Genomic DNA, 21,280 nt, shown 5'->3' with positions numbered 1-21,280 from the left:
GCGAAGCATCGAACTCTGGTGCGCAATTGCGCACCCGAGAATCTCGAGATTCCGGGTTCGCGCTGCGCGCGCCCCGGAATGACAGCGCCTACTGCTTCTCGATCCCCGCTTCCCGGATCAGCCTCTCCCACAGCACCAGCTGCTCGTTCACGAAGGTGCCGAGCTGTTCCGGCGTGCCCGAGAAGGCATCCATGCCGAGGGTGGCGAGTTGCGCCTTGATCTCCGGCTTCTCGACGATCTTCCTGATCTCGGCGTTGAGCCGCGTCACGATCTCCTTCGGCATGCCGGCCGGACCTAAATAGCCCTGCCACGAGGAGATGTCGAAGTCCGGCACGCCGGCCTCCTGCATCGAGGGCAGGTTCGGCACCAGCGGAGAGCGGTCCTTGGTGGTGACGGCGAGCGCGCGCAGCGCGTTGCCGTTGACGTGCGGCAGGCCGGTCAGGATGTCCACGAACATCATCGAGACGCGGCCGCCCATGACGTCGTTGAGCGCCGGCGGCGAGCTCTTGTAGGGCACGTGCAGCAGGTCGAGCCCGGCATTGTGCGCGAAGGTCGCCCCCGACACGATCGCCGACGACGAGCCCGAAGCGTAGCTCAGCCTGCCCGGATTGGCCTTGCCGTAGGCGACCAGCTCGCCGACGGTCTTGGCCGGCACCTCGGGGTGAATGACCAGCATGAAGGGCAAATCGCCGGTGCGCGCGATCGGGGTGAAATCCTTGACCGGATCGTAAGTGAGACTCTTGAGCAGGTAGGGATTGGCCGAATGCGTCGTGTTGGTCGTCACCAGCAGCGTGTAGCCGTCGGGGGCGGCGCGCGCGACAAAAGTCGCCGCGATCATGCCGTTGGCACCCGCCTTGTTCTCGATCACGATGCCGACGCCGAGCGCCTGCGACAGATGCTGCGAGATCAGCCGCGTCGTGGTGTCGGTGCCGCTGCCGGCCGCGAAGGGCAGCACCAGCGTGATGTTGCGGCTGGGGTAATTGTCGGCCTGTGCGGCGGTCGAGGCGGCGAGGCAGAGCGCGGCCGTGCCGATGGTGCGCAGGTTTCGAATCAACGCTGAAAGCATGTCTGGTCGTTCCCTCTTTTTCGTTGGCGGCGAACCTAGTACCCGGAATCAGAGCTGAGTGATACGGCGGCCTTTGAAACGGCGTTGACGGACCTTTTTCTTGGTCCAGACGAAGGGCTCGGCTCTGTCGTTGTATGCGTTGACGTAGGCATCGATGTGTTCCTGAAGCTGCTTGAGGCTCGTGAAGGAGGTGCCGCTGAGCGACTGCCCCTGCAAGATGGAAAACCATACTTCGACCTGATTGAGCCATGACGCACTTGTCGGCGTGAAATGAAATTGCACGTTGGGGTGGGCCTTGAGCCAGTCCTCGTTCTTTTTATGGGTGTTGAGGTTGTCGAGGATGACGTGAAGCTTGCGGTTCGGAAAAGCCGCGGTGACGCTGTTCATGAAATCGAGAAACTCGACGCGGCGCCGGCGTTTTGAATGGGTCGCGATGATCTTTCCGGTGGCGACTTCGAGCGCCGCAAACAATGTTGTGGTGCCATGCCGCTTGTAATCGTGGCTTTGGCCGGTCAAGGCGCGGCCATTGGGCAACTTCAGATAACCCTGCGCTCGCTCCAAAGCCTGGATCGAGGGCTTCTCGTCCACGCACAGCACAATGGCCTTCGCCGGCGGCGCGACATAGAGGCCGACAACATCGGCGGCTTTGGCCGTAAAGTTCGGGTCGTTGCTCTCGCACCAGGACTTGCGAGCCACCAGGTCAATCTTGTGGCTGCGCAGGAACCGCCAGACATATTGGACATCGACATCGCCCAGCGCCTCGGCCAGCAGGGGGCCGGTCCAGCGCGCAAACCCTTGCGGTGGCGGCTTATCCAGCAGCTTCAGAATCCGCTTGTCGGTCGTCTTCGTATAGATCGGCTGCTTGCCAGGCCGCGGCTTGTCTTGCAGCCCTTCAAGGCCATGGTCGGCATAGCGATGCCGCCAAAGGCTGACAATCCGCGGCTGGACCCCAACTTCCTTGGCGATCGACCGGGTGCTGCGCCCATCCGCCGCCAACAGAACTATCCGCGCCCGCTTCAAATCGCGCTGCAACGTCACCGGTGAGCGACAGCACGCCTCAAGCACCTTGCGATCTTTCCTCGAAAGGTGGACTTCTCTTGCTTCGGGTATCATCCCGACCTTGAATCACGACTCACGTTCCAAGAAAAGTGGGTACTAGCTTCTCTTTGTTGGAATCGGAAGGCTCGAGTTTGTCGCCTTGTCTCCGCGTCGCGGAATTATTTCACCGCCGCACCCTGGCGCGAGGCGATCACGACGCCGGCGAGCACCAGCGCGTAGCCGATCAAATGAAACGGCTGGAGCTTTTCGCCGAGCAGCAGGATCGCCATCGCCGAGCCGAACACCGGCACCAGATGGAAGAACGGCGCGGCCCGGTTCGGCCCGATCAGCGCCACGCCGCGGTTGAAGAAGAGATAGGCGAGCGTCGAGGGGAAGATCAGGATGTAGCCGAACGTCGCCAGCGTCACCCCGTCGAATTGCATGACGTTGCCGCTCCAGGCCTCCCAGACGGCGGTGGGCAGCAGCATGATCGCGCCACAGCAGGTCGTGAAGGACAGGAAGGAGAGCTGATGGACTTTCGGCCGGCGCGGGATGAAGGCGGAGTAGAGTCCGAACGCCACCAGCGAGGACGCGAACATAATGTCGCCCCTGTTGAAGCTGATGCTGGCAAGGGCGGAGAGATCGCCGCGCAGGATGATGGTCAGCACGCCGAGAAGCGAGATCGCGATGCCGGCCAGCTGCGCAGCCGTCAGCCGCACGCCGAACAGCGCCAGCGACCACAGCGCGACGAACAGCGGTCCGGCCGACTGGATCAGCAGCGCGTTCAGCGCTTCCGTGTATTGCAGCGCCCAGTACGAGATCGCGTTGTTGAAGGCAAAACCCACCAGCGACAGGAACAGCATCAGGGGCAGGCTCTTGCGCAGAGCCGGCCAGTCGCGTTTCAGATGCGGCCAGGCGAACGGCAGCAGGATGAGGAACACGCCGAACCAGCGGATCGTGGTCACCGTCAGCGGCGGCACATGCGCGCCGACATGGCGCGCGAGCACGATGTTGCCGGCCCAGAACAACGAGCTCAGGCTGAGCAGCAGATAGGGCTGGTTGTTGAGCCAACTGGCCGGATTCGAGGCTGGTGGCGCGGGCGAAGCGATCGTCATTGGGGTCGGATACAACCTTGCGCCGGATTGCCGTCGCGACACAAGTCACGCCGCCGCAATGCTACAATGCACGCATGACCTGAGGAGGTGCCATTGGCGGTCAATATGTTGAACATCGCGGGCCTGGAAGGGCTCGATCCGAAGGCGCCGGTGGTGATGCTGAACCTGATGCGCTTCCACGCGCGTTCGCGCGACGGCGACGGTTCGGGGTGGGACGCCTATCTGCGCTACAGCGCGATCACCGTCCCCATGATCAAGGCGCGCGGCGGCACGCTGCTCTGGACCGGCGAGGCCAAGGCGGTCGCGCTCGGCCCCCAACAGGGCAACGACTGGGATTTCGTCGCGCTGGTCTCCTATCCCACCGTTGCAGCCTTTCTCGACATGATGACGTCGGAGGCTTACGAGCGTGAAGCCGATCCCCACCGCGTCAACGGCTGCGCCGAGCATGTCATCATCGCGGCGAGCGAGGCGTACAGCAAGTTCAAGATGAAGTAGCGCGCGCTCTTGCGTGTGAGCCTTTCGCGAAGGCAGAGCCGCCGGCCTATTTCTTCCGCTCCGCGCGCGCATCCGGCATCGACGCATCCACAGCGGCGTGGCACGCCGTCTGCAACAGGCGGCAGACCTCCTCCGTCGACCGCTGCGGGCTCAGCGCCGCGAAGGTCGGATAGCTCGTCAGTACGAAGATCAGGTCGACGGCATCCTGCATGGCCCGCTTTGCGGCACGGCTCTCGGTGATGCGTGTCACCAGTCCCGTCACAAGCTCACGCCGCCGTTCGTTGCGCGCGACCAGCGCATTGCCGAATTCGGGATCGGTTGCGATCGCCTGGTTGAGGCCGCCGATCGCGGGGTCGTGCGCCCAGAAGGTGCAGAAGATCGCGACGACGCGATCGAGCGCGGCGCGTGGATCCGGCAACGCCATCACGTCGGCCAGTTCGAACAGCCCGCCCTGCCGTGCGATGTCGTCGAACACGGCCTCCAGCAGTCCGCGCCGGGATCCGAACTGGTTGTAGACGGTCAGCCGCGTGACGCCGGCCGCCTTCGCCACCACGTCGAGCGAGAAGTTCGCGATGCTCGCATCCCTGCGCAGCAGGCGCGCGCCGGCCGCGATGATGCGTTCGCGCGTCTCCGCGGCCGCGGAGGCGCGGACCGAGCTCACATAGCTGCGCTTCGGCATCGCCCTGCCATTGTCTTGACGTATTGATTATACATAATGTATATCCAATTTAGAAGCCGGTTTGGAGCTTGCCATGCAGACTGCCCTCGTAATCGCACTGTCGCTTCATGTGTTGTCGTCCGTGTTCTGGGCCGGATCAAGCTTTGCGCTGGCGCGAACTGGAGCAGCCGGGGGCGAGCAGCTCGTCGGTCCGCAACTCGGCGCGGCGATGATTGCGATCCTCACCGGCGGCTATCTCGGGCATCTCGTTCATTCCGGCAGTTTTGGCGCGGCCGAGCAAGTGCTCGCGCTTGGTGCGGTTTGCGCGCTGATCGCAGCCGGCGTTCAGGCCGCAACCGGTCCTCGTGCGCTGCTGAGCTTGCGTCGTGGCACGAGCGAGGCGACCAATGTGCGTTCGCGCATCGCGACCGCCCAGCGCGTGGCCGCCGCTCTGCTCGCCATCACCGCCCTCTGCATGGGCGCGGCGCGCTACATCTAGGGGCTCGTTCATCCAAGGTAACAGCCGACGGCGAGGCGCCACAACGGCCCTGAGGCCGGCAGGCACTCTCGCAAGCAGAACTTTGCAATAGCGCGGCATCCCGCCGCCGAAGAAGGAAAAGCAATGTCCAGGATGATTCTGCTGAACCTGCCCGTGCGCGATCTCGCCGCATCGACGGAGTTCTATGTGGCGCTCGGCGGTACGGTGAACCCTCAGTTCTCGGGCGAGAGTTCGACCTCGCTCATGGTCACGGACGCGATTGGCGTGATGCTGCTGACCCACGACCACTATCGCCAATTCACCAAACGCCGGATTGGTGACCCGCGCCGCGACAGTCAGGTCTTGATCGCCCTCACGGTCGATGACCGCGACGCCGTCGATGCAACGCTGACTCGCGCGGTGGCGGCGGGTGGTCGCGCCGATCCCAACCCGGCACAGGATCTCGGCTTCATGTATAACCGCCACATTGAAGATCCGGACGGCTATGTTTGGGAAATCGTATGGATGAACCCATCAGCGAGCACCTGACCGCAGAACGCTGCGCGGCGAGCTGACAAGGGGGGGCTAGGAACGTGAGTCGTGATTCAAGGTCGGGATGATACCCGAAGCAAGAGAAGTCCACCTTTCGAGGAAAGATCGCAAGGTGCTTGAGGCGTGCTGTCGCTCACCGGTGACGTTGCAGCGCGATTTGAAGCGGGCGCGGATAGTTCTGTTGGCGGCGGATGGGCGCAGCACCCGGTCGATCGCCAAGGAAGTTGGGGTCCAGCCGCGGATTGTCAGCCTTTGGCGGCATCGCTATGCCGACCATGGCCTTGAAGGGCTGCAAGACAAGCCGCGGCCTGGCAAGCAGCCGATCTATACGAAGACGACCGACAAGCGGATTCTGAAGCTGCTGGATAAGCCGCCACCGCAAGGGTTTGCGCGCTGGACCGGCCCCCTGCTGGCCGAGGCGCTGGGCGATGTCGATGTCCAATATGTCTGGCGGTTCCTGCGCAGCCACAAGATTGACCTGGTGGCTCGCAAGTCCTGGTGCGAGAGCAACGACCCGAACTTTACGGCCAAAGCCGCCGATGTTGTCGGCCTCTATGTCGCGCCGCCGGCGAAGGCCATTGTGCTGTGCGTGGACGAGAAGCCCTCGATCCAGGCTTTGGAGCGAGCGCAGGGTTATCTGAAGTTGCCCAATGGCCGCGCCTTGACCGGCCAAAGCCACGATTACAAGCGGCATGGCACCACAACATTGTTTGCGGCGCTCGAAGTCGCCACCGGAAAGATCATCGCGACCCATTCAAAACGCCGGCGCCGCGTCGAGTTTCTCGATTTCATGAACAGCGTCACCGCGGCTTTTCCGAACCGCAAGCTTCACGTCATCCTCGACAACCTCAACACCCATAAAAAGAACGAGGACTGGCTCAAGGCCCACCCCAACGTGCAATTTCATTTCACGCCGACAAGTGCGTCATGGCTCAATCAGGTCGAAGTATGGTTTTCCATCTTGCAGGGGCAGTCGCTCAGCGGCACCTCCTTCACGAGCCTCAAGCAGCTTCAGGAACACATCGATGCCTACGTCAACGCATACAACGACAGAGCCGAGCCCTTCGTCTGGACCAAGAAAAAGGTCCGTCAACGCCGTTTCAAAGGCCGCCGTATCACTCAGCTCTGATTCCGGGTACTAGCCTAGCTCGCCTGCTTCCTTGACGCCGCGAACACGCCCGACAGCACCAGCGCGAAACCGATGAAGTGGAACGCCTGCGGGCGTTCGCCCAGGAAGACCATCGCCATGATCGAACCGAACACCGGCACGACGTGGAAGAACGGCGCGGCGCGGTTGGCGCCGATCAGGCGCACCCCGCGATTGAAGCAGAGATAGGCGAGGGTGGAGGGGAAGACCGCGACATAGAACAGGGTCAGCAGGTTCGGCGCGTCGAACTTCATCACGGGCCGCGCGGACAATTCCCAGATCTCCAGCGGAATGAGGCAGGCGGCGCCGGCGCCGAAGGTGAAGGCGAGGAACGACAGGCCGTGCATCGCCGGCCGCTTCAGGCTCAGCACCGAATAGAGCGCGAAGATCAGCAGCGCGAGGAGGAAGATGAGGTCGCCCTTGTTGAACTCGATGTTCGACAGCGTGGTGAAATCGCCATGCAGCAGGATGGTCAGCACGCCGCACATCGACAGCAGTACGCCGAAGGCCTGCGCCGCGGTGAGCCTGATGCCGAGGATCGCCAGCGACCACAGAGCCACGAGCAGCGGCGCGGCCGACTGGAGCAGCAGCGTGTTGAGCGCCTGGGTGTGCTCCAGCGCCCAGTATTGCAGGGTGTTGAAGGCGCCGATGCCGGTGATCGAGAGCGTCACCATCAGGCCGAGCTTGCCGCGGATCGCCGGCCAGTCCTGTGCGAGATGTTTCCAGGCGAACGGCAGCACCAGGAGGAACGCGAAGGACCAGCGCAGGAACGACAGCGTCACCGGCGGGATGTGGCCGGCGGCAAGCCGCCCGACGATGGCGTTGCCGGCCCAGCACAACGCGGTGATGCTGAGCAGCAGGTAAGGCTGGTTCGCGACCCAGTTGTGACCGGATGTTTCGGTGGTCGTGGTCTGGCCCGTGGCGGACATCGTGATTGTTATGGCCCCGCGTCATGCGCCGAAGCCCCGGCCCGGCGATGTCCGGGCCGGCTCATAGCCCGGCCTGCCCAGAGACACGGAAATGTGCCCGATATCAATGGGGCGAGGCGCATCGCCTCCATGCGTGGGACGAAGCGGCCGGAACCCCGCTCAGCGCTTGCGCCCGGTGCGGATCGCGAGCGGCTTCAGCAATTCGGCGCAGACGAGATAGACCACGACGAGAAGGGCGATGCCGATCATGACGATCGGCGGCGGTGCGACGAAGCCGAACCAGGTCCCCAGCGGCGTGAACGGCAGGACCATCGCGACCAGCAGCGCGATCAGCGAGGACGCCGCGAGCACGGGATCGGGCCAATTGCGCCAGGGCCGTCCGTTGGTGCGGATGATGAAGATCACGAGGATCTGCGTCGCCATGGATTCGACGAACCAGGCGGTGCGGAATTCCTCCGGCGAGGCCTTGAACAGGAACAGCAGCGCGACGAAAGTCAGGGCGTCGAACACCGACGACAGCGGTCCCATGATCGCGGCGAAACGCGCCAGCCGCGACATGCTCCACACCTGCGGCTGCGCCGTTGCCTGCGCCGAGACCCGGTCGAAGGGAATGCCGAGCTCGGAGAGATCGTAGAGCAGATTATTGAGCAGGATCTGCGTCGGCAGCATCGGCAGGAACGGCAGCGCGATCGAGGCGGCGGCCATCGACAGCATGTTGCCGAAATTCGAGCTTGCGCCCATGCGGACATATTTGAGGATGTTGGCGAAGGTGCGCCTGCCTTCCTCGACGCCGTCGGCGACGACCTCGAGATCCGAAGCGAGGAGGATCATGTCGGCGGCGGCCTGCGCCACGCCGGTCGCGCCGTCGACCGACAATCCGACGTCGGCGACCTTCAGGGCCGGTGCGTCGTTGATGCCGTCGCCGAGGAAGCCGACCACTTCGCCGCCCGCCTGAAGCGCCCTCACGATGCGCGACTTCTGGTCCGGCGCGAGGCGGCCCAACGCGTCCGTGGAGCGCACCTGCACGGCGAGCGCCGGGTCGCTGAGCGCCGCAACGTCGGTCCCCGACAGTACGCGCTCGGGGTTCAGTCCGACCAGGCTCGCGAGCCGCTTCACCACCACGGGGTCGTCGCCCGAGAGGATCTTCAGGCCCACGCCGCGCGCCGCGAGCTGCGCGATTGCGGCCGCGGCCGTCGGCTTCGGCGGATCGGCGAAGGCGCAAAAGCCCTCGAAGGCGAGATCGGTCTCGTCCTCCGTCTCGACCTCGCGCAGCACGCCGCTCCACGCCCGCGAGGCGATCGCCACGGTGCGCAGGCCCTCGCTCGCGAGCTCACGCACGCGCGCCAGCGCAGCAATGCGCGCTCTCGTCCATCGTGCACAATGTGAGCACGGCTTCCGGCGCGCCCTTGACGATGAGTAGCGTGCCTTCGGGGCCGGTCGCGAGCACCGATCCCAGCCGGCGCGAGAAGTCGAAGGCCTGCCGCCCGGCCAGCGTCCAGCCCTGCGCGGCGTCGGGCCGGCCGGCGACGAGCGCGGCATCGAGCGAGCCGCGATCGCCGCCGAGCGATGCTGCGATGGCGCCGAGCTGCGCAGCACGGGCGTTGTCCTTGCCCTCGCCGTCGAGACTTCCGGCGAGCGTGATCTCGGCCGAGGTCAGCGTGCCCGTCTTGTCGGTACACAGGACGGTCATGGCGCCGAGATCGTGGATCGCGGCCAGCCGCTTCACGATCACCTTGCGGCCGGCCATGCGCAGCGCGCCGCGCGACAGCGTCACCGTGGTGATCATCGGCAGCAGCTCCGGCGTCAGCCCGACCGCGAGCGCGACCGCGAACAGCAGCGAATCGAGCACAGGCCGGCCGAACACGACGCGGACGGTGAGCACGACCAGCACCAGCGCGAGCGTGGCCCGCGCGATCACGAGGCCGAACTCGCGCAAATCGCGCTCGAACGGGGAGGGAGCCTGCGCCTCGGCGAGCGCGGATGCGGCCGCGCCGAACACGGTGTCGCGGCCGGTCCTGACGACGAGCGCGATCGCCTCGCCCGTTTGCGCCACGGCGCCGCGGAACAGTGCGTTCGACGTGTCGTCGGGATCGGTGGCAGCGCCTGGGCGCTTCTGCACTGGATAGGGCTCGCCGGTGAGCGCGGCCTCCCCGGCCGTGAAGGCGGTGCTCTCCAGGATCAGCGCATCCGCCGGGATGATGTCGCCGGCGCGGACGCGCAGGAGGTCGCCCGGAACGACGTGGTCGACGTCGATCTCGCGGAAGGCGCCGTCGCGCCTGACCTCGGCCTTGAGCGCCACCGAACGGCGGAGGATCTCGGCGGCGCGGACTGCGTGGCCCTCCTGGATGGTGTCGAGCCCGATCGAGCCGGCGAGAATCAGCACGATGATGAGCCCGCCGATGTCGTCACCGGTCAGCATCGAGACGATGCCGGCGACCAGCAGGATCAGCGACAGCGGCTCCAGCAGCCGGCGCAGGATCGCGCGCATCGCGCCCTCGATGCGCGGCGGTGCATCGCTGTTCGGCCCGAACCGGCCGAGGCGCTTGGCGGCCTCGGTCGCGGTCAGGCCCTGCAAGGAGCAGCCGAGCTGGGTGCAGAGCGCATCCGTCGGGAGGCGCCAGAACTGGCTCGCCTGGCTGTTCGGTGGCTTGGTCACGGCATATCCGGCATGGAGGCTTCTAGGCCCGGGAAGGGTAAGCGGTGGAGGTGACAGCCATCCCTTGGCGCAATCGCGGGCCGGAACGGTTGATGCGTGTCAATTCCGATGTCGCGGGGCCGCGAATCTTTCAGGATTTTAAGGTTATATCAAAGGCTTGGGGTGCCTTTCCGACCTCGAAAAAGCCCCGTTCTTGCTTGCCTAGAGGGGCCGCTTCCTTTATCCGGTTGGCTGCCTTGCGTGCGAGCGGCCTTGGGCCGCGGAGAGGGCTTGGCGCAGGCATGATCCCGGAAAAGTGGGCACCGGTTTTCCGCGAGGATCATGCCTCCTAGAGACAGATTGAATAGGGATTACCCGCGAATGGCCAATGTTGTCGTCGTCGGCGCCCAGTGGGGCGACGAAGGGAAGGGCAAGATCGTCGACTGGTTGTCGGAGCAGGCGGACATCGTCGTCCGTTTCCAGGGCGGCCATAACGCCGGCCACACGCTGGTGATCAACGGCAAGACCTACAAGCTCGCGCTGCTGCCCTCGGGCGTGCTGCGCGAACACAAGCTGTCGGTGATCGGCAACGGCGTGGTGTTCGACCCCACCGCGTTCCTCGACGAGGTCACCAAGCTGCGCTCGCAGGGCGTCGCCGTCTCTCCGGAAAATCTGCGCGTGGCCGAGAACGTCACCCTGATCCTGCCGCTGCACCGCGAGCTCGACGCGCACCGCGAATCCGCCAATGCGGCGACCGCGATCGGCACCACGCGCCGCGGCATTGGACCGGCCTATGAAGACAAGGTCGGCCGCCGCGCCATCCGCCTGATGGACCTCGCCGACCTCGACACGCTGCCGCACAAGATCGACCGGCTGCTGGCTCACCACAACGCCTTGCGCCGCGGCCTCAATCTGCCGGAGTTCGACGGCAAGGATATCCTGAAGGAATTGACCGCGCTGGCGCCGCAGCTGCTGCCATATGCCGAGACGGTGTGGCGGCTGCTCGACATCAAGCGCCGCGAAGGCAAGCGCATGCTGTTCGAGGGTGCGCAAGGCGCGCTGCTCGACGTCGACCACGGCACCTACCCCTACGTCACCTCGTCCAACACGGTGGCGGCGCAGGCTGCGACCGGCTCGGGCCTCGGCCCCGGCGCGGTCGGCTATGTGCTCGGCCTGTGCAAGGCCTATACGACCCGCGTCGGCCAGGGCCCGTTCCCGACCGAGCAGGACAACGAGATCGGCCGCAAGATCGGCGAGCGCGGCCGCGAGTTCGGAACCAATACCGGGCGGCCCCGCCGCTGCGGCTGGTTCGACGCCGTGCTGGTCCGCCAGGCGGTCCGCACCTGCGGCATCAATGGCCTCGCGCTGACCAAGCTCGACATCCTCGACGGCTTCGACTCGATCGAGGTCTGCACCGGCTACAAGCTTGACGGCAAGGAGATCGACCACTTCCCGGCCGGCGAGGGCGCCCAGGCCCGGGTCGAGCCGATCTACGAGACCATCGAGGGCTGGAAGGAGCCGACCGCCAGTGCACGGTCTTGGGCCGACCTGCCGGCCCAGGCCATCAAATATGTCCGCCGGATCGAGGAATTGGTGGGGTGCCCGGTCGCGCTGCTTTCCACCAGCCCCGAACGCGAAGATACTATCCTGGTGCAAAATCCGTTTGAGGCTTAACGATCTCTTACCGGGACGCGCGTATAGTTGAGTAGAAATGGCTGATTACTATCCGCTGATCGCCCGCGCTATTGCCGCCTTGGATCCGAACGCTCCCGGCGAAAGCCGTCGCGCGCTCTATGAGCGGGCGCGCACGGCGCTGATCGCACAGCTGCGCAGCGTGCAGCCGCCGCTCTCCGAATCCGAGATCACCCGCGAACGGCTGTCGCTGGAAGAGGCTGTCCGCAAGGTCGAATCGGAGGCCGCCCAGCGTGCCCGCGAGGCCTCGCGCCCCGGTGGTGGCGGCACCCGCAGCAGCGGCAGCGGCGATGCCTTCCGCCGCGCCAGCACCCGTGCCACCGAAGGCAATCCGGCCGCAGCCCCACCGGCTGCTCCGCCGCGCGCCCGTCCGGCACCGCCGCCGCCGCGCGCCGACCGCCCGTCCTTCAACGTCGATGACCAGGGCGAGGCCCAGCGTCCGCCGCGCGCGCCCCGTTTCGATGCGCCGCGCCAGCCCGGTCCGCCGGCGCCGCCGCCGCCCGAGCCGCCGGTCCCGCCGCCTGCCGGACGCGAGCGCGCGGGTGGGCGCCGTCCGCCGGACATCGGACCTCCGCCGCCGCTGCCGCCCGCACCTGGCGTGCGCGGCTTCCGCGACATCACCGCCGACGTCAACGATCTCGGCGGCGCCGCCGCGCAGGCCAATCGCGCCGCGCGCCGCACCTATGCCAACGTGCCCTCGCCCTCGCCGGAATTCGACCGGATGGAGCCGAGCCTGGAGAACCGCGCCGGCGAGGGCGATGCGCCCTATTCCTATGACGAATCGGTCGAGGAGGCCGAGCGCTATGCGCCGCGGCAGCCGTCGGGGCGCCCGCACATCCCCGTCCTCGACCGCGACGCCAAGAAGCCCAAGCGCGCGCGCTCCGTCTTCCCGTTCAAGAGTGCGATCGCCGTCGGCATCGTGTTGATCCTGGTCGGCGCCGGCATTCTCTTCTGGGGCAAGCCGCTGCTCCAGACCGTGAGCGGCCTGTTCAAGTCCTCGCCGACCCAGGTGGTGGAGGCGCCGAAGGATGCGTCCCAGCCGCAGAGCAAGCCGAAGATCCCCGATCGTGTCGGCCAGCCCTCGGCCAGCGACCAGCCGGTCGCGCCGGTGGCGCAGAAGGTCGTGCTCTATGACGAGGATCCGTCCGATCCGAAGGGCAAGCAATATGTCGGCTCGGTGGTGTGGCGGCTCGAGCCGATCAAGGCGTCGGGCAACCAGAAGGCCGACGTCGCCGTGCGCGCCGACATCGAGATTCCCGACCGCAAGTTCAAGATGACGATGTCGTTCCGCCGCAACACCGACTCCTCGCTGCCGGCGAGCCACACCGCGGAATTGACCTTCATCCTGCCGCAGGATTTCCCGGGCGGCAGCGTCTCCAACGTGCCGGGCATTCTGATGAAGTCGAACGAGCAGGCGCGCGGCACGCCGCTCGCAGGGCTCGCGGTCAAGGTCACCGACGGCTTCTTCCTGGTCGGCCTGTCCAACGTCGACGCCGACCGCGCCCGCAACGTCCAGCTCCTGAAGGAGCGTTCCTGGTTCGACGTGCCCCTGGTCTACGCCAACCAGCGCCGCGCCATCATCGCGATCGAGAAGGGCGCCCCCGGCGAGCGCGCCTTCAACGACGCGTTCGCGCAGTGGGGCGATTAGACCACTGGTGCTGCGCACCGAACCGGAATGACATCCTGGATGGATGACTACTGCGCGGCCGCTTCCCGCTTGCGCGATGCCGCGGCGGCGGCGTGCTCGCGGTCCATCACGGCGCGGCAGCCGGGACTGACCTGCGCCTTGTTCCGCACCATGCACGCGGTGATCCGCGGGATGTCGGGAATTTCACTGGAGCACAGCCGCATCGCATCGCCCGAGCACATCTGCTGCGCTTCGGACGAGAAGGCGAAGCCGGGCGATGTCTGGAATGCGACGGCGGTGGTGGCGAGGGCGAAGAGAGTTGCGATGGTCCGGTTGCGTGTCATGCTGAATGTGTCCCCGAGTTCCGTGGGCTTGAGCCGCTTGGTTTTGGGGCGCCTCACGCGGCTTGACCTGCCACATGTCTCAGCCATCACGCCGGGAACCTCATCCCGCATGTGGTTGCTCGATCTCTCGTGATGTTCGAATCGAAAAGTGCTGCGCCGCCCGAGCCAAGTATGCGCCATTGTCGTATCGCTGCAATGGGCCGCGCGAACGAATTCGCAATTGTTGCGCGCACGTCACGCACAACGCGACGCGTTGCGTCAGATGAGGCGATAGGATGGCGTGCTTGTGGCGTCGCTCTCGCCAAGTGCGGCGGCGTGTTCCTCGACTGCGGTGACGCCCTTCGCCGTGAGCTCGAACAGATCACCGTCCTTCATCACGTAGCCGTCGGCGATCAACTGTCCCATCTTGCCTTGCCGGTCGTCGGCAAAGGCAATGGATTGACTGATGTCCCTGAGGATCGAGAGCTGTTCGTCGCGCAGCATGGCTTCACCTCTCCGTTCAAAGGGACTGTTTCCGATCTTCACATGCCGTGACTGGCGAACACCTTGCTGCACGACTTCGACAGCTTGGCCCGGTTGGCCTGCAGGCAGCTCTGCACCGCGCCGTCATTGCCGAGGTCCTTGCGGCACAGCCGCGAGGCATCGCGCGAGCAGGCGTTCTGCTCCTGCGGTGTGCCCATGTGGCCTTGCGCGAGAGCGGGCGCGCTCGACAGGCCACCAAGGGTTGCAAGCGTGATCGTCGCCAGAAGAAATTTGCGGGACATCGGCGGCTCCGGTCCGAGAGGGGTCATTCAGGTCCTGTCTGAACTCGTCGCCTTGCCACTTGTTCCCCCGGGGGAGGAGTCGGCGCCCGCTATTCAAGGTTCCCGAGGCGCTGCTATAACAGGGCCAAAGTGTGAGGGTCTTTGATGAAACGCTATCTGGTGTTTGCGCTGGTCGGGCCGTTTGTCGGCGGGTTCCTGCTGCTGCTGACGACGACCTACCAGTCCGGTTACTGGACCCAGACCAATCTTGGCGAGGTCGGCAAGCTGTTCGCAGTGTTCTTCAAGACCCTGCAATACAGCTATCTGTTCGGCTTCCTGCCGTCGCTGATGATCGGCGCGGTCGATGACATCCTGCTCCACATCCGCCGGGTCGGCCCGGTGCTGCGGATGCTGCTGGTCGGCCTGTTCGCTTTCGTCCTGGCCTCGCTGACCTACAGCTCGCGCGGGCCGGATTCGGGTGCGGTTCAGTTCATCCTGTACGGCTTGGTCGGCTTCGTGCCGTCGGTGCTTTCCTCCTGGCTCGTGCATAGATATGTCGAGGAGCCGCAAGCGGCGGCGGCGCCGACCTGACCCGCGCGACGTTCAGGCGCGGTGCAGCAACCTCGGCCGCGCTCGCGAGTTTCCCCTGGGCCATGACCATGTCCGACGACGATATTCTTGCTCCGCGCAAATCCCGTTCCGGGAGCCGTTCGCGCGCCACCTTCTCAGGCACGGAACCACGCGGGCCGATCATCGACCAGGACGGCCGCGAGATCCGGCCCGAGACGCTGGAGCAGGGATTTCGCGAGTTTCGTTTCGAGTTCGGCCAAAACAATCCCTTGGGAGGCAATCCGTTCGGCAACCTGACGCGCGAGCAGCGCATCGCGCGGCTCGAGGCGATCGCCAGGCTGCTCGACGTCGCCTTCATCCTGCCCGGCACCAACATCCGCTACGGCATCGACGGCCTGATCGGACTGATCCCCGTCGTCGGCGACATCATCACCACCGCGATCTCGCTGTGGCTGGTGCGCGAGGCGCGCGCGCTGGGCGCGCCCTGGTACCTCACGGCGCGCATGCTCGGCAATGTCGCGGTCGACGGCGTGGTCGGCATGGTGCCGCTTGCGGGCGACGCCTTCGACGTCATGTTCCGCGCCAACATGCGCAACATGCGCCTGCTCCGCCGCTGGCTCGACAAGCAGCCGCGGATTTAGGAGCTGGAAGTATCTCGATTGAGGTGAGCGAGCGGCAGGCTCGGTGCACCTCTCCCGCAAGCGGGAGAGGTCGGCGCGTAGCGCCGGGTGAGGGCTTTCGCCTCTTGAGAGTCCTCTATTGTGTAGACACCCTCACCCCAGCCCTCTCCCGCAAGCGGGAGAGGGAGAACTAAAAAACGCAAAAAGCGCGATAGCCTTTCGGCCATCGCGCCTTCTGCGCACATCGGGCTTGGCGAAAAAACTTACGCCGCGTCGGCGTCGGCCTCGGCAGCCGGTTCGGGCTTGCGGCGACGGGGCAGCGGGAAGGCTTCGCTCTCATAGAGCGAGCGGATGCCGTTCTGGTCGAAGCGCGCTTCCTCGACCTGGAGATAGGCGCCGTTCAGCGAATCCGTCGGCAACTGCTCCATCGCGAACTGCACGGCTTCGGCCGCGGTGCCGAACCGGCGATAGGTGAAGCCGGCACGCTTCTTCTTGCGGATCGCGGCGGGGAAGAGCTCGGCGGAGGTGTTGAAGTTGAACGGACGCAGTGGACGCATGGTCAAAGACCTCGTGATCTTCTCTGGGGCTTTAAGCGCGTGGGGTTTGGGAGGGCGGAGGCCAATCGCGTGGGCCCGCCGCACATGTCATTCTCGCCCTCTAATATAGGCCGTTTTGACAAAATTGCGACCCCTGCGATGGGAGATGATGAATCCGCGCATGGCAGCCCCGCAAGGGCTATAAACCAAGTAATTTCAATTGGTTGGATGGTTTATAGTTTGCCAAGAAGCAACAGTACGACCAGCACCACGAGCACGACGCCACCGATCCCCATGCCGGAATGGCCCATGCCGTAGCCGTAACCGCCGACGCGGCCGGACAGGCCGCCGAGCAGGTAGATGATCACCAGGATGATCAGGATGGTCCCGAGCGACATGGCATCCTCCCTGGCGGCCGCCAAATCGCGATGATCGGCCGCACCGCCAGAGAAGAAAAGCACATCGCGCCGCCGGGTTCCATGACGGAACCCAACGGCGCGCAACGTTTATTTCGGCTCGAGCTTCAGCGCCGCCGAGTTGATGCAGTAGCGCAGGCCCGTCGGCCCGGGGCCGTCAGGGAAGACGTGGCCGAGATGGCCGCTGCACTTGGCGCAGAGCACTTCGGTGCGGATCATGCCGTGGCTCACGTCCCTTTCCTCGTCGACATGGCTCTCGACGGCGGGCTGGGTGAAGCTCGGCCAGCCGCAGCCGGAATCGAACTTGGCGTCGGACTCGAACAGCGCGTTGCCGCAGCCGGCGCAGACATAGGTGCCGGCACGGTGGTCGTGCTCATATTCGCCGGAGAAGGGACGCTCGGTCGCCTTCTCGCGCAGCACCGCGTACTGGATCGGCGACAGCTCGCGCCGCCACTGCTCTTCGCTCTTGATGACTTTGTCGTCCGTGGTCTTCGTCTTGGCGTCGGGCATGGGTCTCCCGTTTCTTAGTGGTCTCGCGATCAGTTGGTGGCCTTGCTGGCATTCACCAGCGTCGGCTTCTCAATGTAGTTATCCGCGAACAGCTTTTTCAGGTTCTCGACCTTGGGCAGGTCGTTATAGGCGATGTAGGGCTGGTTCGGATGCAGCGTCAGATAGTCCTGATGATAGGCTTCCGCCGGATAGAACGCCTCCAGTGCGCCGACCTTGGTCACGATCGGCTTGCTGAACACCTTGGCGCCGTTGAGCTGGGCGATATAGGCCTCGGCCACCTTCTTCTGCTCCTCGGAGGTGGTGAAGATCGCCGAGCGATATTGCGTGCCGGTGTCTGGCCCCTGGCGGTTGAGCTGGGTTGGGTCGTGCGCCACCGAGAAGTAGATCTGGAGGATCTTTCCGTAACTGATCTTCTTCGGGTCGTACTTGATCTCGACCGATTCCGCGTGGCCGGTCCGGCCGCTCGAGACAGTCTGGTAGTCGGCGGTCGCCTTGGTGCCGCCGGCATAGCCGGAGACCGCGTTGACGACGCCCGCAGTGTGCTGGAACACGCCCTGCACGCCCCAGAAGCAGCCGCCGGCGATCACGGCGGTCTGGATGCCGCTCGCCGGCGCCGCGTCCATGGTCGGGGCGGGGATCACGACCGCATCCTCGGCGGCCCGGGACGGCACGGCAAAGGCCAGCGTCAGGGCGGTCGTAGCAGCCAGCAGAGACAGGAGCGCGGGACGGCGCATGGCGGATCCTCTTTCCGGAAGGTGGATATTCTAGGTCGGTTGGCGCCGGGCGAACAGCCTGCCCGGCGGCATTTCAGTCACTTGAGATACGGGGACAGGTGCCGATTGTTACGCCGCGGCGGACACGACTCTGTGAGAAAACGCGGCCCGCGACAGCCCGGCTTGGCGAGGTGAGGAACTCCGCGCTAGATGAACCCGCGCGACCGACGATCGACTTAAAAAAGTGGTGGCTGGAGCTGGCCTGACAACATGCTGCGCGTCGTTTCCCTGACCCTCGTCACCCTGATCTCCGCCGTCGCGGTCGCCGCGGCCGAGCCGCAGGCCGGCGACGATCTCGCCATCTGCCGTGACCGCCAGGCGGAGCTCCAGGCCAGGGCGCAGGCCTGCGACAATCTGCTCAACGCCGACCGCCTCGCCGGCAAGGACAAGGCGATCGCGCTGTCCGTGCGCGGCAACACCCTGATCAACAAGCGCGACTACGCCCGCGCGATCGAGACCCTGTCCATGGCCGTCGATCTCGATCCGGACAACGTCATCGTTCTCAACCTGCGCGGCCTTGCCTATGAACGCTCGGGCAAGGACGACCATCGCGATGGCGGACTACAACCTCGCGCTCCAGAAGCGCCCGACCTACGGCGTCCCCTACAACAACCGCGGCGTCATCCATCTGCGCAGGGGCGCGCTGCAAAGCGCGCTCGACGACTTCAACCTGTCGATCAAGTACACGCCAAAATTCCTGCTCGGCTGGACCAATCGCGCCCGCGTGCGCACGCTGATGAAGGATTTCGACGGCGCGATCGCCGATTTCGCGGAGGCCGAGAAGATCGATCCGGCCGCGCCGCAGGTCGCCGGCAACCGCTGCATCACCTGGGGCATGATGGGCAAGTACGACCAGGCCTTTGCCGATTGCAACGGCCTGATCGAGAAGCAGCCGAAGAACGTCTACGCGATCAACAACCGCGCCGATGTCAGCATGATGAAGGGCGACCTCGACGCCGCGCTGAAGGACTACAACACGGCCATCCAGATCAACCCGAACAATGTCCGCGCCCATTCCGGCCGCGGCCAGATCTATGAGCGCAGGAAGGATCTCGCCCAGGCCCGCGCCGACTACCGCGCGGCGGCCTATTCGCTGACGAAATTCGACGAGCTCGACGTCGCGCGCGCCCGCGCCGTCGCGCAGGAGCGGCTCGCCGCGCTGACGCCGCAGGCGCCGGCCGGGGCGACCGGGCGCCGCGTCGCGCTGGTGATCGGCAACGGCGCCTACAAGAACGTGCACGCCCTGCCCAACCCGCCGCGCGACTCGAAGTTGATCGCAAACGCGCTGCGCGATGTCGGCTTCCAGACCGTGATATCGGTCAGCGACCTGACCCGCGACAAGTTCTTCGAAGCGCTGCAGACGTTCGCCGCCGAAGCGGAGAAGGCCGACTGGGCGGTGGTCTATTACGCCGGCCACGGATTCGAGATCGGCGGGGTGAACTATCTCGTTCCCGTCGACGCCAAGCTGGCCGCCGACAGGGATGCCGAGGCCCAGGCCGTCGCCCTCGAGCAGGTGATCGCCGCCGTCGGCACCGCGCGAAAGGTGCGTCTGGTGATGCTGGATGCATGCCGCGACAATCCGTTCGCGCCGACCATGCAGCGGACGCTGTCGCTCAAGCTGGTCGACAAGGGCTTTTCCAACATCGAGCCCGGCGCGGGCTTCATGGTGGTCTACGCCGCCAAGCACGGTGAGACCGCGATGGACGGCGATGGCGGCACCGACAGCCCGTTCGCCACCGCGCTCGCCCGCGAGATCAAGGAGCCGCGCGTCGAGATCAGAAAGCTGTTCGACATCGTCCGCGACGACGTCTGGTCCGCCACCAGGCACGAGCAGCAGCCGTTCACCTACGGCTCGCCTCCGGGGCGCGAGGATTTCTATTTCGCCGCGGGGAAGTGACGAATTGAGTTGCAGAGCAACTCAATTCGTCATTCCGGGGCGACGCGAAGCATCGAACTATGGTGCGCAATTGCGCACCTGAGAATCTCGAGATTCCGGGTTCGGCTCTTCGAGCCGCCCCGGAATGACGGGGTAGGCAGGTGTCGTAGGGTGGGCAAAGCGAAGCGTGCCCACCATTTTTATTTCGTGCGTGGAGAGATGGTGGGCATGGCGCTTTGCGCCTTTGCCCCCCTACGGCATCGGAGTCTTAAACAACGATGCTCAACCTTTTCGCCGCGCGCGTGATCCCCGTGTACAGCCACCTGGCCCTCGAGTCCTGAAACGCAAAACTCTCGTCGAACAGCACGACGTCGTCCCATTGCGAGCCCTGCGACTTGTGCACGGTCAGCACGTAGCCGTAGTCGAACTCGTCATAGGGCTTGCGCTGTTCCCAGGCGATCTGCTCGACGCCGCCCTCGAAGCAGTCGGCGCGCACCGAGACCTTCGTCACCTTGTGGCCGAGATCCTCGTCAGGCGACAGCCGCATGGACAGGATGCGCGATTTCGAGCGCGAGGTGTTGCGCGACTTCACGCGCCACAGGCCGCCGTTGAACAGGCCCTTCTTGCGGTTGTTGCGCAGGCACACCAGCTTGTCGCCGGCGACCGGAAAGGCGTCCTCAATGTTCTGACGCTGGCGCACCCGCATGTTGTAGGCGCGGCGGGTGTTGTTGCGGCCGACCAGGACCTGGTCGGCGCCCATGACGCGATCGGGATCGAGCTCCTTGCGCGACACCACCTCGCTCTCGCCGTAGCGGCCGATGTCGAGCTCGCGGCCTTCGCGGACGTCCATCGACATCCGCACGATCGGATCGTCCTGCGCCTGGCGGTGCACCTCGGTCAGCATCGCGTCGGGCTCGGTGTTGGTGAAGAAGCCGCCGCCCTGGATCGGCGGCAGCTGCGCGGGATCCCCTAACACCAGCAGCGGACAGTCGAACGACATCAGGTCGCGCCCCAGTTCGGCATCGACCATCGAGCATTCGTCGATCACGATCAGCTTGGCCTTGGACGCGGGCGCGTCGTCCCACAGCTCGAAGCTCGGCTGCTCCTCGCCGGATTCGCGGGCGCGGTAGATCAGCGAGTGGATGGTGGAGGCCTCGTCGCAGCCCTTGTTGCGCATCACCAGCGCGGCCTTGCCGGTGAAGGCGGCGAACTTCACCTCGCCGTCGACGCCCTCGGCGATGTGCCGCGCCAGCGTGGTCTTGCCGGTGCCGGCAAAGCCGAACAGGCGGAACACCGGCGGCGTGCCGCCCCGGCCGGGCTTGGCCTTGAGCCAGTCGCCGACGGCCTTGAGAGCGGCATCCTGATGCGGGGTGAAAGTGGCCATGTCTGTCTTGAGGAGGGGCGAGCCGAAGCGATTCGCCATCCCCCAAAACTAACCATTCGCCCCGCCGGTTCAAGCG

General features: G+C 65.4%; 21 protein-coding genes and 2 pseudogenes. 9 read left to right on the top strand and 14 right to left on the bottom strand.

Annotated elements, in window-relative coordinates; genetic code table 11:
* Positions 1–88: 88 nt before the first annotated feature.
* The 3 genes from ACFLEY_RS40690 to ACFLEY_RS40680 form a co-directional block, all read right to left on the bottom strand.
* Positions 89–1,066 (bottom strand): tripartite tricarboxylate transporter substrate binding protein, encoded by a 978-nt coding sequence (locus ACFLEY_RS40690; RefSeq protein ID WP_060910295.1) that lies wholly within the window; start codon positions 1,064–1,066, stop codon positions 89–91.
* A gap of 48 nt (positions 1,067–1,114) precedes the next feature.
* Entirely contained in the window at positions 1,115–2,179 is a 1,065-nt protein-coding gene (locus ACFLEY_RS40685) for an IS630-like element ISRj1 family transposase (protein WP_026192128.1), read from the bottom strand.
* A gap of 104 nt (positions 2,180–2,283) precedes the next feature.
* On the bottom strand, positions 2,284–3,219 hold the full coding sequence (locus tag ACFLEY_RS40680) for a DMT family transporter (protein WP_060910296.1): 936 nt from the start codon (positions 3,217–3,219) through the stop codon (positions 2,284–2,286).
* A 93-nt stretch (positions 3,220–3,312) separates the two neighbouring features.
* On the opposite strand from ACFLEY_RS40680, the gene ACFLEY_RS40675 reads away from it, so the two are divergent.
* Positions 3,313–3,714, top strand: coding sequence for a DUF1330 domain-containing protein (locus ACFLEY_RS40675; protein ID WP_060910297.1), 402 nt, complete (start codon positions 3,313–3,315; stop codon positions 3,712–3,714).
* Positions 3,715–3,760: 46 nt separating this feature from the next.
* Here the strand turns inward: ACFLEY_RS40675 and ACFLEY_RS40670 are convergent, their stop codons facing one another.
* Positions 3,761–4,393, bottom strand: coding sequence for a TetR/AcrR family transcriptional regulator (locus tag ACFLEY_RS40670; RefSeq protein WP_060910298.1), 633 nt, complete (start codon positions 4,391–4,393; stop codon positions 3,761–3,763).
* A 73-nt stretch (positions 4,394–4,466) separates the two neighbouring features.
* On the opposite strand from ACFLEY_RS40670, the gene ACFLEY_RS40665 reads away from it, so the two are divergent.
* From ACFLEY_RS40665 to ACFLEY_RS40655, 3 genes are all read left to right on the top strand, one after another.
* Positions 4,467–4,871: a hypothetical protein gene (locus ACFLEY_RS40665; protein WP_011089794.1), complete on the top strand. Its 405-nt coding sequence runs from the start codon at positions 4,467–4,469 to the stop codon at positions 4,869–4,871.
* A gap of 123 nt (positions 4,872–4,994) precedes the next feature.
* Positions 4,995–5,399, top strand: a complete 405-nt coding sequence (locus tag ACFLEY_RS40660; protein ID WP_060910299.1) for a VOC family protein — start codon at positions 4,995–4,997, stop codon at positions 5,397–5,399.
* 67 nt (positions 5,400–5,466) lie between these two features.
* Complete coding sequence (locus ACFLEY_RS40655; protein WP_026192128.1) at positions 5,467–6,531, top strand: IS630-like element ISRj1 family transposase; 1,065 nt, start codon at positions 5,467–5,469, stop codon at positions 6,529–6,531.
* A 14-nt stretch (positions 6,532–6,545) separates the two neighbouring features.
* Here the strand turns inward: ACFLEY_RS40655 and ACFLEY_RS40650 are convergent, their stop codons facing one another.
* Together ACFLEY_RS40650 and mgtA are read right to left on the bottom strand one after the other, a co-directional pair.
* A complete protein-coding gene (locus ACFLEY_RS40650; RefSeq protein WP_060910300.1) occupies positions 6,546–7,478 on the bottom strand; it encodes a DMT family transporter in 933 nt (310 codons plus the stop codon).
* Between the two features lie 159 nt (positions 7,479–7,637).
* Positions 7,638–10,134, bottom strand: a pseudogene (gene mgtA / locus ACFLEY_RS40645) (magnesium-translocating P-type ATPase).
* Between the two features lie 360 nt (positions 10,135–10,494).
* Between mgtA and ACFLEY_RS40640 the strand changes: the two are divergent.
* Both ACFLEY_RS40640 and ACFLEY_RS40635 read left to right on the top strand, forming a co-directional pair.
* Positions 10,495–11,787, top strand: a complete 1,293-nt coding sequence (locus tag ACFLEY_RS40640; RefSeq protein ID WP_028173071.1) for an adenylosuccinate synthase — start codon at positions 10,495–10,497, stop codon at positions 11,785–11,787.
* A gap of 37 nt (positions 11,788–11,824) precedes the next feature.
* Positions 11,825–13,453 carry a hypothetical protein gene (locus tag ACFLEY_RS40635; RefSeq protein WP_060910302.1) on the top strand — a complete coding sequence of 543 codons (1,629 nt, stop codon included), beginning with the start codon at positions 11,825–11,827 and terminating at the stop codon, positions 13,451–13,453.
* Positions 13,454–13,500: 47 nt separating this feature from the next.
* On the opposite strand, the gene ACFLEY_RS40630 is transcribed toward ACFLEY_RS40635, so the two are convergent.
* From ACFLEY_RS40630 to ACFLEY_RS40620, 3 genes are all read right to left on the bottom strand, one after another.
* Positions 13,501–13,776, bottom strand: coding sequence for a hypothetical protein (locus ACFLEY_RS40630; RefSeq protein ID WP_370139528.1), 276 nt, complete (start codon positions 13,774–13,776; stop codon positions 13,501–13,503).
* 258 nt (positions 13,777–14,034) lie between these two features.
* Complete coding sequence (locus ACFLEY_RS40625; protein WP_028173074.1) at positions 14,035–14,259, bottom strand: hypothetical protein; 225 nt, start codon at positions 14,257–14,259, stop codon at positions 14,035–14,037.
* A 38-nt stretch (positions 14,260–14,297) separates the two neighbouring features.
* Positions 14,298–14,540, bottom strand: a complete 243-nt coding sequence (locus ACFLEY_RS40620; protein ID WP_028173075.1) for a hypothetical protein — start codon at positions 14,538–14,540, stop codon at positions 14,298–14,300.
* Positions 14,541–14,684: 144 nt separating this feature from the next.
* Here ACFLEY_RS40620 and ACFLEY_RS40615 point away from each other — a divergent pair, with 144 nt between their 5' ends.
* Positions 14,685–15,110, top strand: coding sequence for a DUF5413 family protein (locus ACFLEY_RS40615; protein ID WP_011089784.1), 426 nt, complete (start codon positions 14,685–14,687; stop codon positions 15,108–15,110).
* Positions 15,111–15,172: 62 nt separating this feature from the next.
* Positions 15,173–15,730 (top strand): DUF4112 domain-containing protein, encoded by a 558-nt coding sequence (locus tag ACFLEY_RS40610; protein ID WP_028173076.1) that lies wholly within the window; start codon positions 15,173–15,175, stop codon positions 15,728–15,730.
* A gap of 242 nt (positions 15,731–15,972) precedes the next feature.
* Here ACFLEY_RS40610 and ACFLEY_RS40605 read toward each other — a convergent pair whose 3' ends face one another.
* The 4 genes from ACFLEY_RS40605 to msrA all read right to left on the bottom strand — a co-directional run bounded on the left by ACFLEY_RS40605 (position 15,973) and on the right by msrA (position 17,905).
* A complete protein-coding gene (locus ACFLEY_RS40605; RefSeq protein ID WP_028173077.1) occupies positions 15,973–16,266 on the bottom strand; it encodes a hypothetical protein in 294 nt (97 codons plus the stop codon).
* Between the two features lie 212 nt (positions 16,267–16,478).
* Positions 16,479–16,643, bottom strand: coding sequence for a DUF3309 family protein (locus ACFLEY_RS40600; protein ID WP_053815155.1), 165 nt, complete (start codon positions 16,641–16,643; stop codon positions 16,479–16,481).
* Between the two features lie 108 nt (positions 16,644–16,751).
* The gene (gene msrB, locus ACFLEY_RS40595; RefSeq protein ID WP_060910303.1) at positions 16,752–17,171 is read right to left on the bottom strand and encodes a peptide-methionine (R)-S-oxide reductase MsrB; all 420 of its coding nucleotides are present in this window, start codon (positions 17,169–17,171) and stop codon (positions 16,752–16,754) included.
* Positions 17,172–17,200: 29 nt separating this feature from the next.
* Complete coding sequence (msrA, locus tag ACFLEY_RS40590; RefSeq protein WP_011089780.1) at positions 17,201–17,905, bottom strand: peptide-methionine (S)-S-oxide reductase MsrA; 705 nt, start codon at positions 17,903–17,905, stop codon at positions 17,201–17,203.
* A gap of 249 nt (positions 17,906–18,154) precedes the next feature.
* On the opposite strand from msrA, the pseudogene ACFLEY_RS40585 reads away from it, so the two are divergent.
* Positions 18,155–19,841 (top strand): annotated as a pseudogene (locus ACFLEY_RS40585) (tetratricopeptide repeat protein).
* Between the two features lie 247 nt (positions 19,842–20,088).
* Here the strand turns inward: ACFLEY_RS40585 and ACFLEY_RS40580 are convergent.
* A complete protein-coding gene (locus tag ACFLEY_RS40580; RefSeq protein WP_028173081.1) occupies positions 20,089–21,204 on the bottom strand; it encodes an ATP-dependent RecD-like DNA helicase in 1,116 nt (371 codons plus the stop codon).
* Positions 21,205–21,280 lie beyond the last annotated feature (76 nt).

The sequence above is a fragment of the Bradyrhizobium sp. YCK136 genome (genome assembly GCF_044570075.1).
Taxonomy (GTDB): domain Bacteria; phylum Pseudomonadota; class Alphaproteobacteria; order Rhizobiales; family Xanthobacteraceae; genus Bradyrhizobium; species Bradyrhizobium diazoefficiens.
The sequence above is the reverse complement of the archived record's forward strand: the minus strand, read 5'-3'. Positions and strand labels throughout refer to the sequence as shown.

Excerpts from the sequence above, each read along its gene's own strand:
- ACFLEY_RS40690 (WP_060910295.1), bottom strand. The coding sequence starts at position 1,066 with ATGCTTTCAGCGTTGATTCGAAACCTGCGCACCATCGGCACGGCCGCG.
- ACFLEY_RS40685 (WP_026192128.1), bottom strand. The coding sequence starts at position 2,179 with ATGATACCCGAAGCAAGAGAAGTCCACCTTTCGAGGAAAGATCGCAAG.
- ACFLEY_RS40680 (WP_060910296.1), bottom strand. The coding sequence starts at position 3,219 with ATGACGATCGCTTCGCCCGCGCCACCAGCCTCGAATCCGGCCAGTTGG.
- ACFLEY_RS40670 (WP_060910298.1), bottom strand. The coding sequence starts at position 4,393 with ATGCCGAAGCGCAGCTATGTGAGCTCGGTCCGCGCCTCCGCGGCCGCG.
- ACFLEY_RS40665 (WP_011089794.1), top strand. The coding sequence starts at position 4,467 with ATGCAGACTGCCCTCGTAATCGCACTGTCGCTTCATGTGTTGTCGTCC.
- ACFLEY_RS40660 (WP_060910299.1), top strand. The coding sequence starts at position 4,995 with ATGTCCAGGATGATTCTGCTGAACCTGCCCGTGCGCGATCTCGCCGCA.
- ACFLEY_RS40655 (WP_026192128.1), top strand. The coding sequence starts at position 5,467 with ATGATACCCGAAGCAAGAGAAGTCCACCTTTCGAGGAAAGATCGCAAG.
- ACFLEY_RS40650 (WP_060910300.1), bottom strand. The coding sequence starts at position 7,478 with ATGTCCGCCACGGGCCAGACCACGACCACCGAAACATCCGGTCACAAC.
- ACFLEY_RS40640 (WP_028173071.1), top strand. The coding sequence starts at position 10,495 with ATGGCCAATGTTGTCGTCGTCGGCGCCCAGTGGGGCGACGAAGGGAAG.
- ACFLEY_RS40635 (WP_060910302.1), top strand. The coding sequence starts at position 11,825 with ATGGCTGATTACTATCCGCTGATCGCCCGCGCTATTGCCGCCTTGGAT.
- ACFLEY_RS40630 (WP_370139528.1), bottom strand. The coding sequence starts at position 13,776 with ATGACACGCAACCGGACCATCGCAACTCTCTTCGCCCTCGCCACCACC.
- ACFLEY_RS40625 (WP_028173074.1), bottom strand. The coding sequence starts at position 14,259 with ATGCTGCGCGACGAACAGCTCTCGATCCTCAGGGACATCAGTCAATCC.
- ACFLEY_RS40620 (WP_028173075.1), bottom strand. The coding sequence starts at position 14,540 with ATGTCCCGCAAATTTCTTCTGGCGACGATCACGCTTGCAACCCTTGGT.
- ACFLEY_RS40615 (WP_011089784.1), top strand. The coding sequence starts at position 14,685 with ATGAAACGCTATCTGGTGTTTGCGCTGGTCGGGCCGTTTGTCGGCGGG.
- ACFLEY_RS40610 (WP_028173076.1), top strand. The coding sequence starts at position 15,173 with ATGACCATGTCCGACGACGATATTCTTGCTCCGCGCAAATCCCGTTCC.
- ACFLEY_RS40605 (WP_028173077.1), bottom strand. The coding sequence starts at position 16,266 with ATGCGTCCACTGCGTCCGTTCAACTTCAACACCTCCGCCGAGCTCTTC.
- ACFLEY_RS40600 (WP_053815155.1), bottom strand. The coding sequence starts at position 16,643 with ATGTCGCTCGGGACCATCCTGATCATCCTGGTGATCATCTACCTGCTC.
- msrB (WP_060910303.1), bottom strand. The coding sequence starts at position 17,171 with ATGCCCGACGCCAAGACGAAGACCACGGACGACAAAGTCATCAAGAGC.
- msrA (WP_011089780.1), bottom strand. The coding sequence starts at position 17,905 with ATGCGCCGTCCCGCGCTCCTGTCTCTGCTGGCTGCTACGACCGCCCTG.
- ACFLEY_RS40580 (WP_028173081.1), bottom strand. The coding sequence starts at position 21,204 with ATGGCCACTTTCACCCCGCATCAGGATGCCGCTCTCAAGGCCGTCGGC.